An 18,349-nucleotide genomic window follows, 5' to 3' on the forward strand; every position below is an offset into this window, starting at 1 on the left:
GAGAGAACGATATGCTCGATTCCAAACTGTTACGCGGCCAACTTCAGGAAGTGGCGGATCGCCTGGCCTCCCGTGGCTTCAGCCTGGATGTCGCGCGCATCGAATCACTGGAAGAGCGCCGCAAGGCGGTGCAGACCCGCACCGAGCAGCTGCAAGCCGAGCGTAACGCCCGTTCCAAGTCGATCGGCCAGGCCAAGGCCAAGGGCGAGGACATTGCCCCGCTGATGGCGGACGTCGAGCGCATGGCCAATGAACTGGCCGCTGGCAAGGTAGAGCTGGATGCTATCCAGGCCGAACTGGACAGCATCCTGCTGACCATCCCCAACCTGCCGGACGCCAGCGTACCGGTCGGTGCCAGCGAAGACGACAACGTCGAAGTGCGCCGCTGGGGCACGCCGACCGCCTTCGATTTCGAGATCAAGGACCACGTCGCCTTGGGTGAAGTCAGCGGTGGCCTGGACTTCGAAGCCGCGGCCAAGCTGTCTGGAGCGCGCTTTGCCGTGCTGCGCGGGCCGATTGCCCGCCTGCACCGCGCCCTGGCGCAGTTCATGATCAACCTGCATACCGGCGAGCACGGCTACGAGGAACACTACACCCCGTACCTGGTGCAGGCCCCGGCCCTGCAGGGCACTGGCCAGTTGCCGAAGTTCGAGGAAGACCTGTTCAAGATCACCCGCGAAGGCGAAGCTGACTTCTACCTGATCCCGACCGCCGAAGTGTCGCTGACCAACCTGGTTGCCGGCCAGATCCTCGACGCCAGGCAGCTGCCGTTGAAACTGGTTGCCCACACCCCTTGCTTCCGCAGTGAAGCCGGTGCGTCGGGCCGTGACACCCGTGGCATGATCCGCCAACACCAGTTCGACAAGGTCGAGATGGTTCAGGTCGTCGAACCGTCCAAGTCGATGGAAGCCCTGGAAAGCCTGACCGCCAACGCCGAGCGCGTCCTGCAGCTGCTGCAGCTGCCCTACCGCGTGCTGGCCCTGTGCACCGGCGACATGGGCTTCGGCGCTGTGAAGACCTACGACCTCGAAGTGTGGGTGCCGAGCCAGGACAAGTACCGCGAGATCAGCTCCTGCTCCAACTGCGGTGACTTCCAGGCACGCCGCATGCAGGCTCGCTGGCGCAACCCGGAAACCGGCAAGCCAGAGCTGGTGCACACCCTCAACGGTTCCGGCCTGGCCGTAGGCCGTACCTTGGTGGCCGTGCTCGAGAACTACCAGCAGGCCGACGGTTCGATTCGCGTACCGGACGTGCTGAAGCCGTACATGGGCGGCGTCGAGGTCATCCGCTAAATGGATTACCTGCCGCTGTTCCACAAGCTGCAGGGCGGCCGGGTGCTGGTCGTCGGCGGCGGTGAGATCGCCTTGCGCAAGGCGCGCCTGCTGGCGGATGCCGGCGCTGCGCTGCGCGTGGTGGCGCCGGACATCGACGGTCAGCTGGCCGCGTTGGCCCGGGAAGGTGGCGGTGAGGTGCTGGTGCGTGGCTATCAGGCGGCCGACCTGGTCGGTTGCCGTTTGGTGATCGCAGCCACCGACGACCCTGGGCTCAACGCCCAGGTGTCGGCTGACGCACAGGCGCTGAGCCTGCCGGTCAACGTGGTGGATGCGCCGGCCTTGTGCACGGTGATCTTCCCGGCCATCGTCGACCGTTCCCCGTTGGTGATCGCGGTGTCCAGTGGCGGTGACGCCCCGGTGTTGGCGCGCTTGATCCGCGCCAAGCTGGAGGCCTGGATTCCGTCGGCTTACGGTGAGCTGGCCGGGCTGGCAGCGCGGTTCCGGCACAAGGTCAAATCCCTGTACCCGGATGTCAATCAGCGCCGAGGCTTCTGGGAAACCGTGTTCCAGGGTCCGATTGCCGAGCGCCAGCTTGCCGGGCAGGGCGCCGAGGCCGAGCGCCTGTTGCAGGCGATGGTCGAAGGTGCCCCGGTGCAGCAGGGCGGTGAGGTGTATCTGGTGGGGGCGGGGCCGGGTGATCCGGACTTGCTGACCTTCCGTGCCTTGCGCCTGATGCAGCAGGCCGACGTGGTGCTGTACGACCGCCTGGTGGCACCGGCCATCATCGAGATGTGCCGGCGTGATGCCGAACGTATCTATGTTGGCAAGCGCCGCGCCGACCACTCCGTGCCCCAGGACCAGATCAACCGCCTGTTGGTCGACCTCGCCCAGCAGGGCAAGCGTGTGTTGCGCCTCAAAGGCGGCGACCCGTTCATCTTCGGCCGGGGTGGCGAAGAGATCGAGGAGCTGGCCGAGCACGGTATCCCGTTCCAGGTGGTACCGGGGATTACTGCAGCGAGCGGATGTTCGGCCTACGGCGGCATTCCGCTGACACACCGTGACTATGCGCAATCGGTGCGCTTCGTCACCGGTCACCTCAAGGATGGCACCAGCAACCTGCCTTGGCATGACCTGGTGGCGCCGGCTCAGACCTTGGTGTTCTACATGGGGCTGGTGGGGTTGCCGACCATCTGTGCCGAGCTGATCCGCCATGGGCGGGCGGCCAGCACGCCAGCGGCCCTGGTGCAGCAGGGGACTACGCGCAATCAGCGGGTGTTTACCGGCACCTTGGCAGATTTGCCGGAGCTGGTGGCACGGCACGAAGTACATGCGCCGACCTTGGTGATCGTTGGGGAAGTGGTGCAACTGCGCGAAAAGCTGGCCTGGTTCGAAGGCGCGCAAAACAGCTGAAATCGTTGGGGCCGCAAAAGCGGCCCCGGCTATCTCAAGCCTGATAAATCCCTTTGCCCGCCAACCGCTCCCGATCATGGGGCTGATTGAAGTCCTGAAGCGGGCCCTTGGGCACGATGCCGTTCGGGTTGATGGTCTTGTGGCTCATGTAGTAATGCTTCTGGATATGCTCCATATCCACAGTGCCTGCGATGCCCGGCCACTGGTACAACTCGCGTAGCCAGTTGGACAGGTTGTGGTAGTCGCTCAGGCGGCGCAGGTTGCACTTGAAGTGCCCGTGGTACACCGCATCGAAGCGTACCAAGGTGGTGAACAGGCGCACATCGGCCTCGGTCAGGTATTCGCCGGCCAGGTAGCGATTGCGGCCCAGCAGCTGTTCCAGATGGTCCAGTTCGTTGAATACGTCATCGAAGGCAGCCTCGTAGGCGTCCTGGGTAGTGGCGAAGCCTGCCCGGTACACGCCGTTGTTGACGGCCGGGTAAATGCGCTCGTTCAGCGCTTCGATGGTCGGGCGCAGCGGCTCGGGGTACAGGTCCAGGGTGTTACCGGTCAGTTCGTTGAACGCGCTGTTGAAGATCCGGATGATCTCCGACGATTCGTTGTTGACGATGCGCTTTTCTTTCTTGTCCCACAGCACGGGCACGGTTACGCGGCCGGTGTAGTGCGGGTCGTCCTGGGTGTAGCGCTGGTGCAGGTATTGCAGGGCGTCGAGGTGGTCGCCAGTGGAGCCTTGCTGCTGGTCGAAGGTCCAGCCGTGATCCTGCATCAGCCAACTCACCACCGATACGTCGATCAATGGCTCCAGGCCCTTTAGTGCGCGCACGATCAGGGTGCGGTGGGCCCATGGGCAGGCCAGCGAAACGTACAAGTGGTAGCGGCCGGCTTCCGCGGCGGGCAGCTGATTGCGACGCTGGGCGTTTTCGCGTTTGAAGGTGCCGTCCTTGCCGTTTTCATACCACTGGTCGTGCCAGCGGCCGTCGATCAAAAGGCCCATGTTGAGCTCCTCGGAAACAAAGTTGTTAAGCGTTGGAGCCCAGTCTAGGGGAAAACGTTCGAATAACTAGCGCAAAGAACGCCCCTTGATTATCTAGTTATTCGATTGGTTGCGTGCAGCCCAGTAGCCCTGTGCGGATGCGAAGGCCTGTTCGCGGCCCTGGCCCAGGCCCCGTAGCGCCAGGGCCATGGTTGCCACGACGGCCATTTCGCCGTAGCTGTCCTCGGCCTCGCCGCGCCAGACCGCGAGTAAATGCTCGGGTTGCAAGCTTGGTGGTTTCACATGGCGGCGTTCGCTCAGCGCCGGCCATTCCTCGTCCCAGGCTTCGCCTGCGCGGGTGCCGTAAAGGTGGCTGATGACATCGGGGTTGATCTCGATTTCGCCGCCATCACCCTTTATCACCACGGCATGGTCGCCGAGCAGGCGGCTGGCTTCACGGTGCACCGCCTGGTAACCAGGGTGGAAGATGCTCTGCAGGCCGCAGCGCGCAGCCAGTGGATTCAGCACTCGGGCCAGGGAATGGATGGGCGAGCGCAGGCCCAGCGTGTTGCGCAGGTCGATCATCCGCTGCAGCTGTGGCGCCCAGTCATGCAGCGGGGCGAAGGCCAGGCGCTGCTGATCGAGGGCCTGGCTGACCGCCGCCCAGTCGCGGCACAGCGGGATCTCCAGCAGCACCAGCAGCTGTTCGGTGTACAGGCGCCCGGCGGTATGTGCGCCGCCGCCGTGCATGAGGATGCGCACACCGTTGGCGGCCAGGCACTTGGCGCTCAGCAGGTACCAGGGCAGGTGGCGCTTCTTGCCGGCGTAGGTCGGCCAGTCGATATCCACGGCGATACTCGGCGCTTGCAGGTGCGCGCGCAGGGCTTCGGTGAAGCCGGCGAGTTCTTCTGCGCTCTCTTCCTTGTGCCGCAGCAGCATCAGGAAGGCACCGAGCTGAGTGTCTTCGACCTTGCCTTCGAGCAGCAGGGTCATAGCGGCGCGGGCTTCCTCGCGGGTCAGGCCGCGGGCGCCGCGTTTGCCTTTGCCAAGGATGCGCACGAATTCGGCGAACGGGTGTTCGGCCGGTGTTTCCAGGGTCAGCGGGCGGGCGTCGGTCATATGCAATTGGTCGGCTTGGGCAGGCCCGCCAGCTTGGCGGCGAGTTTGGCAGGGGTGCCATTGAACAGGCGGTTAAGGTGCGGGCTGTTGCCTTTTTCCGTGCCCAGCTTGAGCGCGGCGTACTTGATCAGTGGGCGAGTGGCCGGCGACAGCTGATATTCGTTGTAGAACTGGCGCAGCAGTTCGAGGATTTCCCAGTGGTCGGCGGTCAGGGCGATGCTTTCGCGCTCGGCCAGGGCTTCGGCGACGGGGCGCGACCAGTCTTGCAAGTCGACCAGGAAGCCGTCCTTGTCCAGCGCAATGGCGCGATCGCCAATGTTCAGCGTACTCATAGCCAGCTGTTGACCTTGTCGTAGTGCAGTGACAGCTCGACGAAGGCCTGGTAGTTCACGGCCTCGGCCAGCGCGCTGCTGATGCCACGGGCGAGCAGGTCTTCGTCGAGGGCGAACAGGCGCTGTGCCAGGTTGGCAGCCTGCAGTTGGCGCTGGCTGTCACTGCCGTCGCGCAGCGCATAGACCGCATCGCCACACAGCAGCACGCCATCGTCAGCGCCCAACAGGCGCAGGCAGCTGTCCAGGCGTTCGTCGCCGAACGGCGAGTGGGATAACACGTGCAGGGTTGGCATCAGAGCGTCACCACTTGGTCGAAACGGGCAATCAGGGCTTGCAGGGCTGCGTTGTCCAGCACCTCCACCGGCAGCTCCAGGCCATCGGCGGCCAGGCCGCGGCGCGCCAGGCTGTGCTGGCAGGCAAACAGCTCCTCGACGCCAAACATCGGCAGCGCCTGCAGATTGGCTGCGAGGTTCTTCTGCTCCACGGCGGCAGGTTGCTGACCGGGTGCCAACTGGAACACGCCGTCATCGAGGAACAGCATGGCCAGCGGCAGATCGAAGGCGCCGCCGGCCAGGGCGATGTCCAGCGCTTCGCGGGCAGCCGGGCCGTTCCAGGGGGCCTGGCGGCTGATGATCAACATGGATTTGGCCATTTCAGTCGCCTCCGAAGCAGACCAGGCGGTCGGCAGTTTGTGCGGCTTCGTGCAGTTGGCCGAGGCCAGACAGCTCCCACGGCTTGGGCAGGTTGACCGCCGGGCGCTGGTAGCGGTTGGCTTCGGCGTCATCGAGCACGCCGCGGCGCAGCGCGGCGGCGATACACACCACTGCGTCGAGGCGGTTCATTTCGATGAAGGTCCGCCATTGGGCGGCGATGTCCTGTTCATCCTGGGGCGCGACCACGTTGGCCGAGGCGCTGTGCACCCCGTCCTGGTAGAAGAACAGCCGGGCAATCTCATGCCCGCCAGCCAGCGCTGCCTCGGCGAAGCGCAAGGCGCGGCGCGAAGAGGGCGCATGGGCCGGGGAAAAAACCGCGATAGCGAATTTCATGGACAACTCGTGCAAAGGAATGGCGCCATGATAAAGCAAAAAGCCCGCGCAAGTGGGCGCGGGCTTTGTCGGCGCGGCAGGCGCGGGTCAGGTGTTTTCCTTGCTTTCCGGCAGGAACCAGTTGAGCACCAGGGCGCAGATACCCCCGGTGGCCACACCCGACTCCAGCACATTGCGGATCGCAGCAGGCATGTGTGCGAGGAACTCCGGCACCTGCGCCACGCCCAGGCCCAGCGCCAGCGACACGGCGATGATCAGCAGGGCGCGACGGTCCAGGCGAGTACTGGCCAGAATATTGATGCCCGACGCGGCCACCGCGCCGAACATGACCATGGCCGCACCACCCAGCACCGGCTCAGGTACCGCCTGGATCACGCCGGCCACGCTCGGGAACAGCCCCAGCAGCACCAGCATCACGGCAATCCAGATGCCGATATGGCGGCTGGCAATGCCGGTCAGCTGAATCACGCCGTTGTTCTGGGCAAAGATCGAGCTGGGGAAGGTGTTGAACAGGCCAGCCAACAGCGAGTTGGCGCCGTTGACCAGCACCCCGCCCTTGATGCGCGACATCCACAGCGGGCCTTCGACCGGTTGGCGCGAAACCTTGCTGGTCGCGGTGACATCACCGATGGCTTCCAGCGAAGTCACCAGGTAGATCACCAGCATCGGAATGAACAGCGCCCAGGAGAAGCCCAGGCCGAAATGCAGCGGCATCGGCACCTGGAACAGCGCGGCTTCGTGCATGCCGGTGAAGTCCAGGCGGCCGAGGTAACCGGCCAGGGCATAGCCGACTGCCAGGGCAATGACGATCGCGCAGCTGCGCATCCAGACCACCGGGATGCGGTTGAGGATCACGATCACCGCCAGCACGGCACCCGACAGCATCAGGTTTTCGCCGTTGGCGAAGGTGCCATTGGCCATGGCGCCGAAGCCGCCACCCATGCTGATCAGGCCGACCTTGATCAGGGTCAGGCCGATCATCAGCACCACGATGCCGGTCACCAGTGGGGTGATCAGGCGTTTGACGAACGGCAGGATGCGCGACACGCCCATTTCGACGAACGAGCCGGCAATCACCACACCGAAGATCGCCGCCATTACGCTTTCCACCGGCGTACCTTGCTTGACCATCAACGCGCCGCCGGCAATCAGTGGCCCAACGAAGTTGAAGCTGGTGCCCTGCACGATCAGCAGCCCGGCACCGAACGGGCCGAAGCGCTTGCACTGCACGAAGGTGGCGATACCGGAGATCACCAGCGACATGGAGACGATGAGGTTGGTATCGCGAGCCGAAACGCCCAGCGCCTGGCAGATCAGCAGGCCGGGGGTAACGATCGGTACGATGATCGCCAGCAGATGCTGCAGGGCTGCCAGCAGGCCGATCAACAGCCGTGGCTTGTCCTCAAGGCCAAGTACCAGTTCGTTGGCAGGCGCCGCCGCGCCTGGGCTGTGTTCGTGTGAGCTCATCAGTGAAGCTGCCCCGGAAGAAAAAAGGAGCGCATTCTACGGGCTGAAGTGCGATTGCGGTAGGGCAATGCACGATGGCGGCATGATCGGCGACCATTTGTCCTATTTCCTGACTTTTAAGTCAGCGTGCAGGCCCACAACATTTCCAACGCACAAAGAAAAGCCCGCCGAAGCGGGCTTTCCCAATCAGCAATCAATCAGTCATCACGACCCATGATGCCAAACAGCTGCAGCAAGCTGATAAACAGGTTGTAGATCGACACATACAGGCTGATGGTGGCCATGATGTAGTTCCGCTCACCGCCATGAATGATCGCGCTGGTCTGGAACAGAATGCAGACCGACGAGAACAGCACGAAGCCGGCACTGATCGCAAGTTGCAGACCGCTGATCTGGAAGAAGAAGCTCGCGACCACGGCACCCAGCAGCACAAAGAAACCAGCGGTGATGAAACCGCTGAGGAAGCTCATGTCCTTGCGGGTGATCAGCACGTAGGCCGACAGGCCACCAAACACCAGCGCCGTCATGGCAAACGCCGAGCTGACCACTTCAGCGCCACCGGCCATGCCCAGGTAGCGGTTGAGGATCGGGCCGAGGATGAAGCCCATGAAACCGGTAAGGGCGAAGGTAGACACCAGGCCCCAGGCCGAATCACGCAGTTTTTTGGTGAGGAAGAAGAGGCCGTAGAAGCCGATCAGCACGACGAACACGTTCGGGTAGCCGACACGCATCTGCTGGGCAACGAAGGCCATGACACCGCTGAAGGCGAGGGTGAGTGCCAGCAGGCTGTACGTGTTGCGCAGGACCTTGCTGACCTCCTGCTGCTCGGCTTGCTGGCCGTGGTGTACGGCATAATCCTGTTCGCGCATGGCGACACTCCTTATGAATCCATGGTTTTGGACGTTCAGATGCAGGCAGTCTAACAGACGCACCGCAACCCGCGACACAGAGAGTTTGACAGCTTGTTTCATTACGGTATTATGGCGGCCGCAAAACGAGCTGGAAGCGTGGCCGAGTGGTTTAAGGCAACGGTCTTGAAAACCGTCGATGGGCAACTATCCTAGAGTTCTTATCTAAAGCCCCTTCTAGTTGCATCTTATAGTGCTGGTGTCCACTGGCGCTACGAACACCCCGGGAAATTGGCAGAGTGGTTGAATGCACCGGTCTTGAAAACCGGCGAACGTGAGAGCGTTCCCAGGGTTCGAATCCCTGGTTTCCCGCCAAACATCAATGAATTAAGGGCCTAGAGCGATCTAGGCCCTTTTTTTTCGTCCCGATTTTCTTAACCCCAACCTGACCAAGCCCCCCAAAGAGCGAAAACGTGCAACCTTTTAGTTGCGTGTTGTTGCATCTTGTTGCAGTATCGCCCTCCGTTGCAACTGGCAGTTGCACCTTAGGGGTTTGCCCATTCCAGCAAACCTACATCCAAGACGGGGGCTTAATGGCTGCAGTGGTAGATGTGTCGATCAGCATCATGGAAACGTTTCGCGCCGGTAGGCCAACGTACCGCATGCTTTGTGCTGACGTAGTGACCAGCGAGTTCTTTGACACCTGGGTCTTCGAGCTCTCGAAGCGGAAGGCCTGGAACACAGTGAAAGCCTATGGGCCAGCAGTGCTGCTGTTCATCCAATACATCCAGGTGGTCGCCGATCTGAATGGAGGCCTAACGCCTTTGCTTCTGACTGAAGCGATCGAGGGGTACGAGAATTTCCTGGCTTATGGCTCGGGTAGCAGTGTGGAGCTGAGCCGATCCGTCGCGAGGATTTTGGGTGACCGGAAAATGGGGGGGAGCTCGATCCGGAAGCAACTTACTGCCGTCAACAATTTCATTGATGCGAGTGAAACTTTCAGAAAGGCAATCCTTCAGCTTCAGGAGAGCGGATACGTAGGAAAAGACCTCGTTTCAGCGCTGCCGGCAATCACCTCTCAGTACGTAGCTGCGCCTACGAAGATCAGCATCGCAATCGGCAATAGCAGCTGGTTGGCAGGATGCATAGCGGGTGGGGCAAAGCGGATCCGGCAGGTGGGGCTCGTCGCCACCTCCAAGCCGTCAACCATGGCACATACTGATAGCTATGGTGGCGACGAAAAAGTCTTTCCGATAGACCTATGTGTGAGGCTTATCGAGAGCGCGACGTGCCTCAGGGACAAGACGCTATGGTCATTGCTAGCGGCATGCGGTTGCCGTATCTCAGAAGCGCTCACGATGTTTACGTCTGATGTTTGTATTCATCCTGAGAAGCCAGTCGACAACTACGTTCAGATCATCGATCCGAACAGTCGAATCAAAGAGCTGTCGCGCTTCATGACCGATGTGGCTATCAGCAAGCTGAGCCACAAAGGGCGTGTGCATCCCGAAACCTTCATGATAGAGCCGTTTGCTTCTCATTTTTGGGTGAATCTGGATCTTTACATTGCCGAGCAGCGTGCCCTGGAAAAGAAGCGCCACAGGCCTGTATCGCACCGGTTTCTGTTTAGAAACCTCATCAACGGAGAGGGCATACCATCCTCCTATCAAGCCGTATGGGAGCGCTTCAACGCCGCTGCTAAAGCGTTGACGGGTGAGAGCTATGGGTTTCACTCTCTTCGCCATATGTACGCATACTACTTGCACAACCACTGCCCAAACCCTTTCAGACCTGGTGCGTTTGGCTTCGAGCTTGGAGTTGTCCAGAAATTGCTTGGGCACTCCTCCGCTACGGCAGTCCAGCGGTATGCGCGCAAAGATAGCCACATGCTTCGAGCGTCCATGGCTGCGATGAACCTTATGAGAATGCGAGATGGTACCTTCAATGTAGCTAAGGTACAGATTGAGCATCTGAGGCAGCAAATTGCTCATCTTGAACAGTTTGTAAACAGCGAAGCCTGATCTACTTTTTTGTGCTATTTGGCCCCTGTAAATAACTTCTAGTCAAAAAACGCGCGGAGTATCCGGGTGCGCTCAATTAGAAAGTGCGCTCCTGTGGCCTTCTTTCGTCCAAAATTCGCTATTTCGTTCTACTTAAAAAGTAATGGTATGAAGATTTTATACAAAAACTCCATGATGTGGTTGATTCCTGGGTCGGAGATCGCCTCTGCGATTCAAGGAGCTTGCAAAGAGGTGAGAGCTTTCTATCAGGAGTACTCATTAGGGGTGACTCCCGATGCAACCTTTCAAGTTGAGAGTTATTTTCAGGGGGCGATGATTAACTTCTCCTTGTGGGAGAAAAGTCATTATCGTGCGCTGGTGAATTGCTGCACTGATGATCCTGATGCGAGCTTCGGGGATGTTCATCCCCAACTGAGTTCGTGCACGCCAAGGCAAGAACAGGCGCTCGCAAATTTTTTCAGGCTAGTGTTTATTCTCATGTGGTCGAGGAGGCAGGTCATCCTGCCTCTTTCGATGAGGGCCGTAACCCATCTGGATAGCGTCCTTGGAAAAGTAATCGAATTGGGTGGGGCGCCTGCACTCCAACAGATTCGAAAAAAAATGAATCATGATAAGTTGTACGCCAGCAAGAACGATAGTCATTTTGATAAGAGCGCTTACACTCGCTGGACTAAGCTGTTGCTAAGTGGTCAGGTTTACTGTTCGGGTGATTTGACTCGGGAATATTGTGTTGCGGTTTATAAAGATAGTATTGGGCGAAAAAAGCCTCTTGGTCAATATCGTGTGTTGCAGTTCCTGTATATTTTGGCTGGGGATAATGTTGCAACTCGGGAAATGGTGGAAGAGGTAGTCGCAGAAGTCAGGAGAGAAATCGACGACGTCAATAAGATTGCTCGGGAGAATAGAAAGAAACCTGCAAAAAAGACGGCTGCAGACATCGCGTTTGACGAGGGCGTCGAGTATGGGAACGGCGTTAAGCCGGTGGATCTTAACGCTCTTTTCACTCATTGCGTCAAGTCGTATATGCTTAAGCCTGTGTTTGATATGCAAGAGGGTGGTGCGAAGTTTTATGCCAAGTTGCCTGAGAAGGTTAGGGTCTTCTGTGCCGGAGTGGATGCCACCTTCCGATCATTTGTGAAATCGAAGCGTTTGCAAAGCGAAAAAACTCAGATTTTTTTGCTGAATTTGCAGTTGGCATACTTGTCGACCTATCTACCTAATTTCTTCCTGGCTCGCGATGGGGATTTGCGAGATTACCCGGCTACTTTCAATGATTACGACTGTGTGTTGTATTTTACTCGTGAGGCTAATTTTGTAGATGGGGTTCTTGTATATGAGAAAGAACCTCCCATGACATTTCTGAAGTTTCTTGAGTGCTACGCCAAGTTTAATAATTGGGGGAATGAGTCGTGGTATTCGCGCGTGCTTTGTGCGGACGAGTATTGTGATTGGGTGCAAGAGCACCGGTTCACCATCCCAAATGCTGATCGTTTTACGAACAATTTTTCGTCAGCCTGCTATCCACCGGTGAGGCGGCGGAGCGGTACCGTCAAACGACCAATTCCCCGAGCGTACTTTGGTGCCTTTGTGAGTATGCTTTATTCCATGGAATACTTGGTTATGCATCTGAATATGATGGCTGAGGGTCAAATGCCAGGAGTCGTTCGGGGTTCCCTCTATCAGCCTAGCCTGGCTGAGCTGCAAGAATCTTCTGAGTGGGAGTCGATTTGGGGTAGGGGGGAGGCTCGGGTCACGGTCATTGATCAGAGCAAATTGAACTATTGTCCTATTTTCTACTGCGATGGAAAAATCCATAAGTTTGATTTTCTTCCCCGTTTTTATCGTACGATCGATTATGAGATTGGAGGGCAAGTTGTGCCGAGGATCGTGCCTAATCACGTTCGCCTGACGCAGCTTATGTGTGAGACCGGACTTCGTCAGAAGCATCTCATCTGGCTTGATAAGGATCGATACGATTGCATGCTGGATCGCAGTAGTAGTAGCCAGCTGTCACCGCTGTTTGTTAGTAGTGATAAGTCTCATGGCGAGTGGACTGCGATTGTTGCTCGTCCGGTGATGGCCATCCTTGATAGGCAAAGGAAATGGTACGGACAGTGCAGTGCGCAAAGTTATAGCGTGCCTTTGTGGTATGGCAATAAGGAGGGCTCTAAATTTGGGAAATTCATGCCATTGTTCAGGATGCCGCTGGAAGGGCAAAATAGTTGGGCGAACTATCGATATTATCCTGTGATGCTGTCGATTTTGCAGTGCTTTATCCATAATCAACTCAAAGATCTGAAAGTCCCTGACCTGGTCTTCGTAAGAGGGAGGAAAGGTGGGGGTGAAATTCCTATTGAGTACACTGAAGAGTTTTTTGCGGGGATCACTGTTGACTCTATGGTCAGTGATTATACGCCTCACGGGCTACGCGCTGGCTTCGTATCGGAAGCAGTGAGGTTCCTCCCTGCATGGGTTGTCGGTCAATATATGACAGGTCAGTCCGAGCCACATGTATGGTATTACTCTGTGTTTGAAGAGGATGACCTTCCGAGTCATCAGAAACTACTTGCGAATTATTTGCTGAAAAATACAGAAAAACTCAATGATGCAGAGGCTCCGGAGCTGGCGGCTGCGGTCATCAAGCTCAATGCACGATTAGCTGCTGATATCAAAACTGATCCTGCTCAAGCTATTAAAACGCATGGGCTGATCAGCTTGGTGGGAGTGAAGGAAGATCAAAGCGGAATTGAAATTCTAAGGGCTCGTAAAGGTACGGCATTTGCCTACAACCCGACTCACATCTGTCCATTCAACAATAGGTGTCCCAAAGAGATCCTGGAACTGCTGGGGGCTGGCAGGCCCTGTGATATGTGTTATTACGCCATTCGCGGAGTTTGTCACCTGCCGGCGATCAGTGCCGAAAAGGACAAAAGCAAGGAGTTAATGGTAGAGGTGCTCCGCAAGCTGAAACATTATCGGAATCTCAAACGCACCGCAGCTGATCGGCAGGTGATCGAGACGCTGAGTGAGGATCACGATAGGTATGCTCGTGAAGTCTTTGCGTACGAGGCTATTGAGCAGCAGCTGTACCAAATGGCACTCAATGGACAGGCGAATAAGCTGTTCGTGCCCAGAAAGGATGATCTGGTGATTCACTTCAAGCGGGTGGAGCTCACCGGGGGGGAGCATTTGGTCAAGCGGCTCATCGACGTCCAGAATTTTCCGGACGCATCTAGCGCCGATCTGGATACTAAATTCGCCTATCTTCGAGCAATGTTGCTGATGAAGCAGGGGGATCTAGATAGCGTCCTCAATATCAGTGAGCATCCACCAGGCGTAGCGTTAGCTTCGCAAATTGGCAGTATGGTAAATTCACAGGCACTAGACGTTATGGACGTCTTCAAGATCAGTCAGGCGGCAGCCAACCCGCCAGTGCCCGTGAAACCCGATTTGCTGATAACCAAGAGGATCGGGCACAGCCAAGTGGAGAAACACGATGCTGAACCCGAAAAAGGACACGTTCGATGAGTATAGGGAAAATCATAGGCAACAGCGTATAGAGTTTATTAGAAAGGCACTGATTGTTCTTTCTAATGCTAAGTATAGTAATGTTACCAGGTTAGCCAAGGATGTGGCTAAGCTGGTAACAGAGTTTGAGTTGAAAGCGTTCTTCGCTCAGGCCGAGTCAGAGCGTGAGGAGCTTTGTAAGCCTGTGAGCCACGTTACGCTGCTCAGGAATACAAGTTACCGTAAGCTACTTGAAGACTTCCTGGGGGCGGAGGCTGCAGTAGAGGCAATTTCAGGTAGTATAATAACCGATATAGAAGCTTTAAGGATACGCAATGCGAGTCTTGAGTCGCAGAATTTATTGCTTAAAGAAAAGATTAGAGGTATTGATTTAGTGGCTTTGCCAGCGCAGGGAAAAATAGATCAAGTTGTGGAGGATGAGTTTGAGACGTTAAGGCATGCTTTGGTTACATTCTTGAAGATGATTGATGGCATGGTAGAGCAAGCTGCAGATATATACAAAACGGTTCTAGAGGGCGAGGAGTCCGACAATTTCCCAGAGCCAGGATTTTATGGGCCGTGGGCTAAAATATCGACATTGGATGAGCTTAGAGAGCTAGATAGAATTAGAAAACGATTTGGGTAGAAAGCATTCGATATTTTCCCTTTTTGAATTTGGCTCGGAATTTTCCGGGTTTTAGTGTGCCCGCTATAAATCAATGAAGTCAAAGTAAGTTTTTTGCTTTAAGTTTTGTGCTGCCAGATATCAAGCGGTTTTCCGAGAGTAGATGGCGTGGGTAAACTCGACTACGGAGGTAGAGTCTTTGACTTTATAAAATCGCTCCGCTGGTATAGTCGCCTTGCCGGTTGTTCGACTGAGCTACATCGCTATTCATAAATAGCGTATTGTCAGGACGAATTAGGCGTTTTAGGTTCGACCTTTGTTAAAATGTGGTCGCTTCACTCACTATCTAATTCTTCACGCTATCCGTTTATTTGTCTGGTCTTGGCTAGTTGGCGATATATCATCGGTACCCATGATATTTATCAATGCCCTCTCCAACTATTTTCCGTTGAGACGCAACATTCCCTCATCGCTCACTCGATCATCCATGCCGGATCAGGTGTACGAGCAGAGATTCATCCTTGAGAAACAAGCCAACGCATAAGGTCATAGCGTTTGAGTACAAATGTACTCTTTGGGTGTAGCCAGGCGGTCGTGGGGTTTCCTGGCAGCAAAAGTTGATCGGCGTTGCCACTGTGGGATGGCCTTGGGCTACTAAGTTGACTAACGCATCAAGCAGCGCTGTCGTACTGGCCGCTGGCCATCCTTTCCGGATATGCTCCGGCCACTGCATTACATCCAGCCCTCCGCGAAAGTGGCCACCGGCCCGGCAGGCTGCAATTGATGCGTAATTGTCGCCTGGGCGCATGCCGAGGCAGGTGCTTCCTCTTCCTGCTCAGGAGGGGGGCAGATTCCATGGAGATGGCATGAGCTTTTTTTCGGACGAAGAGATTGATTCACTCAAGATCACACGGATGATCTTGCATGTCGTGGGTACTAAAGACTTCGCGGCCATGCCAGAGCGGGCTCTGGAGGAGGAAGCGTTCTTCATCGGCAAGATCGTGGACATGGCCACCGCGCCGGTGTTCATGTTCAAAGCGGTATCGGTGACCCGTAACGAGGTCGAGGCGATCGCAAGTGAGGACACGTCCTTCGTGGACGGCGCTCAGGCCCTAGCCGCCAGTTTCAACCGTGCGCACGTGGGTGGCAGTGCTGATGGCGTTCTGTTGATGTTCGAGCTGTCGGTCGCAGACCCGGATGTGAAGATCTATAGCCTGATCAAGTACGACTACAAGCTTGCGTTGGAGCAGAATGATGGTGCTCCAGGTACGAAGCTGCGGCGTATCGTGAATGCCTTGGTGGACGAGAAGAAGGCGATTCAAAAAACGGCGCTGATTCGGGTGATCAGCGGGGTTGCCGACCAGAACATTTCGGCCACCGATCGCACCAAGCAAGGGGTGGATCTTGCTGATTATTTCGCCGACTTCTTGGCCGTGAGCAGGGCGGTCTCGGACACCGAGTTGAGCGAGATAACCCGCAAAGTCCTCAAGGCGGCACTGCAGACCTGCATTGAGCACCTCCCCGGCCAAGATATAGCCAAAGCACTGCAAAGAGCCCAGGCCAACCTTGGCACTCGCCGGCGCATTGATGAGGAGGCAATCGTTGAAGCAGTGATGCTGGCAGCGGGTCATCCTGAGGATGAGAAAATCGCCAACCGCCTTGAGCGTGAAACCCGGAGTCGTGTCAGGAAGAGCAAGCTGCATGAGCTGAGCTTCAAGCCCGATCGCCGGATCCTCCGTCAGCCCTATATGCGCAAGATCGTCACGGCTGAGGGCGTCACGATTCTCTTCCCCGACCGGAAGGAAAACCCCAACGTCCATGTGATACCGCTCGACGGAGATAAGAAACAAATCATCGTCGACACAGACCGAGTCAAGGAGGACAGCGTTGTCACACCAAAGCCTGGCCAGCCTGCTTAACGAGCTATCGCGCAAGCGTCAGGCGCTAATCACAGAGGGCAACCTGACCCTCATCGTTTCCGACCTATCTGCGGAGACTGCTCGGTCGATCAAGAAAGCCGCTGTCGCTGCTGCCTGGTCATTCACGATCTACGACTGCGCGAACAGCGAAACTGACGTCGACGACGAGGATGAAGATTTCGGGCCTTTCCGCGTTGAGCTGGAGAAGCCACTTCCGGAAGACCATGTCCAGGAACAGACCCTCTATGTGGCAACGGAAGTAGGCTTCAAGGCGTTTCTGGTCAATGGGCACGCTGCTGCACGTTGGCACCTGCTTGGCCTCACTCAGCCTTTCAATACCAGAGCGAGGACATATTGTGGTTGGGGTGAAGGGAACGACTACATCGAATCACAGGCGACTAAATCACCCCGGCTCCTAGTGAAAGAATCAGCGACCCTCCGAAAAGTCCCGGAGGATGTGCGGCATTGGTTGCTCGCAGAAGGACAACGTCTCGATGAGGCTGATCCTTTACACATGCTCTGGGCAGGGCAGGCATTCGGTGCGCTGAGCCGTTGCTTTGCGAATGAAATCGACACCAGTGGTAGCAAGCTTACCTTCAAAGGGCCGCCCAAGCTCAACCTGACGATCCCAGAGGCGGTAGAGGGCCATGCTCCCATCTCACTGAAGGACTTCGAGGTTGTTCAGGAAGCAGCGTCATGGGTGTTTGATAACGCGCGGGAAGCAGAGGTGAAGCACATCCTGTTGTCCGCCGAAATCGCGCGTTCCGGTCGGGCGGACGGGGAGGTACAGGATTACTACAGGGAGAACCTGGCCGCTGCCTTGGATTGCGCGAGAATCGCTTATCAGATGGCGGTCTCGGAAATCACCAAGGACACCCTGAAATCCCTGACAGATCTTCGCAAGGCGGTGACGGAGGAAACGTCGAAGGCCACAGACGCGACCCGCCAAGCGATCGCAGCGATCTCCACCGCGCTGACTGTTGGCCTGGGCCTCATCGCCGCGAGGCTCACGTTGCAGATCAACCCGTACCTGATCTCGATCGTAATGGCGGTCGCATTTGGCTACACGGTGCTGAACGTGATGTCGGGCCGTAAGTTCATCAACATCCAGCGAAAGCTCCGCAAGGACTGGCAGCCAAAGCTCTATCGCTTTCTTTCTGAAGCCGAATTTAAGCAAATGGTGGGGGATCCCATTGAGCAAGCCGAAGGGCTCTTCTACAAAGTAAGTTGCCGGGGTGTTGCAATGCTTGGAGTCGCGGCCCTAGGTATCTCTATTTACGCCTTTACCTACAGCGCCCGTGCACCGTCATCGTCGACGGCTGTCGTTCCCACACCCCAAGCTCCAGCTCCAGCAACTCCAGCAACTCCAGCAACTCCAGCAACTCCAGCAGCTCCAGCAGCTCCAGCAGCCCCAGCAGCCCCGCAGCCGTCTGTCAGCGACCCGGCGGCTCTGCCTAAGATTAGGCCACAGCCATACCCGGATCCGAAAGAAAACGTCCCGTCGAAACCTTCAGAAAAAAAGGAGAGCCCTGTCAGCTTTGAGCAGCGGATATTTGCTGCGCGTTCGGTGAGCTACAGCCCAAAAATGACAGCGTGAAAGCCGCACAGCTCCAGGCCATTGGCTTGGCACAAAAACGAAAAAAAGCGCCGCGAAAGGGGCTTTCTCAATACGCTACAAACATCCTGTTTGTAGCGTGATCCTACCCAGGCACATTGCAAAGCTGTGTTGCTCGCTAGTTGAAGAGGGAACCGGGGGTCGATGATTTAACTGTATATGCATACAGTATTTGTGTCAGCTATAATTTCAG

General features: G+C 57.0%; 15 protein-coding genes and 1 tRNA gene. 8 read left to right on the top strand and 8 right to left on the bottom strand.

The window, feature by feature from the left end; genetic code table 11:
* The first annotated feature begins 11 nt into the window (after positions 1 to 11).
* Both serS and cysG read left to right on the top strand, forming a co-directional pair.
* A complete protein-coding gene (serS, locus tag HU738_RS03275; protein WP_176508845.1) occupies positions 12 to 1,292 on the top strand; it encodes a serine--tRNA ligase in 1,281 nt (426 codons plus the stop codon).
* Positions 1,293 to 2,684, top strand: coding sequence for a siroheme synthase CysG (gene cysG / locus HU738_RS03280; RefSeq protein WP_186600961.1), 1,392 nt, complete (start codon positions 1,293 to 1,295; stop codon positions 2,682 to 2,684).
* Between the two features lie 34 nt (positions 2,685 to 2,718).
* Here cysG and HU738_RS03285 read toward each other — a convergent pair whose 3' ends face one another.
* The 8 genes from HU738_RS03285 to HU738_RS03320 form a co-directional block, all read right to left on the bottom strand.
* The gene (locus HU738_RS03285) at positions 2,719 to 3,678 is read right to left on the bottom strand and encodes a glutathione S-transferase family protein (protein ID WP_176508843.1); all 960 of its coding nucleotides are present in this window, start codon (positions 3,676 to 3,678) and stop codon (positions 2,719 to 2,721) included.
* Between the two features lie 93 nt (positions 3,679 to 3,771).
* Complete coding sequence (locus HU738_RS03290; protein ID WP_186600962.1) at positions 3,772 to 4,776, bottom strand: glycosyl transferase family protein; 1,005 nt, start codon at positions 4,774 to 4,776, stop codon at positions 3,772 to 3,774.
* Complete coding sequence (locus HU738_RS03295; RefSeq protein WP_176508841.1) at positions 4,773 to 5,108, bottom strand: TusE/DsrC/DsvC family sulfur relay protein; 336 nt, start codon at positions 5,106 to 5,108, stop codon at positions 4,773 to 4,775. The genes HU738_RS03290 and HU738_RS03295 overlap by 4 nt, the downstream gene beginning before the upstream one ends.
* A complete protein-coding gene (tusB, locus tag HU738_RS03300) occupies positions 5,105 to 5,401 on the bottom strand; it encodes a sulfurtransferase complex subunit TusB (protein ID WP_176508840.1) in 297 nt (98 codons plus the stop codon). Before tusB ends, HU738_RS03295 begins: the two co-directional genes overlap by 4 nt.
* Positions 5,401 to 5,760, bottom strand: coding sequence for a sulfurtransferase complex subunit TusC (tusC, locus tag HU738_RS03305; RefSeq protein ID WP_054886805.1), 360 nt, complete (start codon positions 5,758 to 5,760; stop codon positions 5,401 to 5,403). The genes tusB and tusC overlap by 1 nt, the downstream gene beginning before the upstream one ends.
* 1 nt (position 5,761) lies before the next feature.
* Positions 5,762 to 6,154: a sulfurtransferase complex subunit TusD gene (gene tusD / locus HU738_RS03310; RefSeq protein ID WP_176508839.1), complete on the bottom strand. Its 393-nt coding sequence runs from the start codon at positions 6,152 to 6,154 to the stop codon at positions 5,762 to 5,764.
* An 87-nt stretch (positions 6,155 to 6,241) separates the two neighbouring features.
* Entirely contained in the window at positions 6,242 to 7,621 is a 1,380-nt protein-coding gene (locus HU738_RS03315; protein WP_186600963.1) for a nucleobase:cation symporter-2 family protein, read from the bottom strand.
* Positions 7,622 to 7,818: 197 nt separating this feature from the next.
* The gene (locus HU738_RS03320; RefSeq protein WP_186600964.1) at positions 7,819 to 8,490 is read right to left on the bottom strand and encodes a Bax inhibitor-1/YccA family protein; all 672 of its coding nucleotides are present in this window, start codon (positions 8,488 to 8,490) and stop codon (positions 7,819 to 7,821) included.
* A 264-nt stretch (positions 8,491 to 8,754) separates the two neighbouring features.
* Between HU738_RS03320 and HU738_RS03325 the strand changes: the two genes are divergently transcribed.
* From HU738_RS03325 to HU738_RS03350, 6 genes are all read left to right on the top strand, one after another.
* Positions 8,755 to 8,844 (top strand) — tRNA-Ser (locus tag HU738_RS03325).
* A gap of 218 nt (positions 8,845 to 9,062) precedes the next feature.
* The gene (locus HU738_RS03330; RefSeq protein WP_186600965.1) at positions 9,063 to 10,490 is read left to right on the top strand and encodes a tyrosine-type recombinase/integrase; all 1,428 of its coding nucleotides are present in this window, start codon (positions 9,063 to 9,065) and stop codon (positions 10,488 to 10,490) included.
* Positions 10,491 to 10,583: 93 nt separating this feature from the next.
* Entirely contained in the window at positions 10,584 to 14,018 is a 3,435-nt protein-coding gene (locus HU738_RS03335) for a hypothetical protein (RefSeq protein ID WP_186600966.1), read from the top strand.
* Positions 13,987 to 14,643, top strand: coding sequence for a hypothetical protein (locus tag HU738_RS03340; protein WP_186600967.1), 657 nt, complete (start codon positions 13,987 to 13,989; stop codon positions 14,641 to 14,643). The genes HU738_RS03335 and HU738_RS03340 overlap by 32 nt, the downstream gene beginning before the upstream one ends.
* Positions 14,644 to 15,488: 845 nt before the next feature.
* Positions 15,489 to 16,541, top strand: coding sequence for a nucleoid-associated protein (locus HU738_RS03345; protein WP_186600968.1), 1,053 nt, complete (start codon positions 15,489 to 15,491; stop codon positions 16,539 to 16,541).
* Positions 16,510 to 18,138 carry a hypothetical protein gene (locus HU738_RS03350; RefSeq protein WP_186600969.1) on the top strand — a complete coding sequence of 543 codons (1,629 nt, stop codon included), beginning with the start codon at positions 16,510 to 16,512 and terminating at the stop codon, positions 18,136 to 18,138. The genes HU738_RS03345 and HU738_RS03350 overlap by 32 nt, the downstream gene beginning before the upstream one ends.
* The last annotated feature ends 211 nt before the right edge of the window (positions 18,139 to 18,349 follow it).

The organism is Pseudomonas vlassakiae, from assembly GCF_014269035.2.
Lineage (GTDB): Bacteria > Pseudomonadota > Gammaproteobacteria > Pseudomonadales > Pseudomonadaceae > Aquipseudomonas > Aquipseudomonas vlassakiae.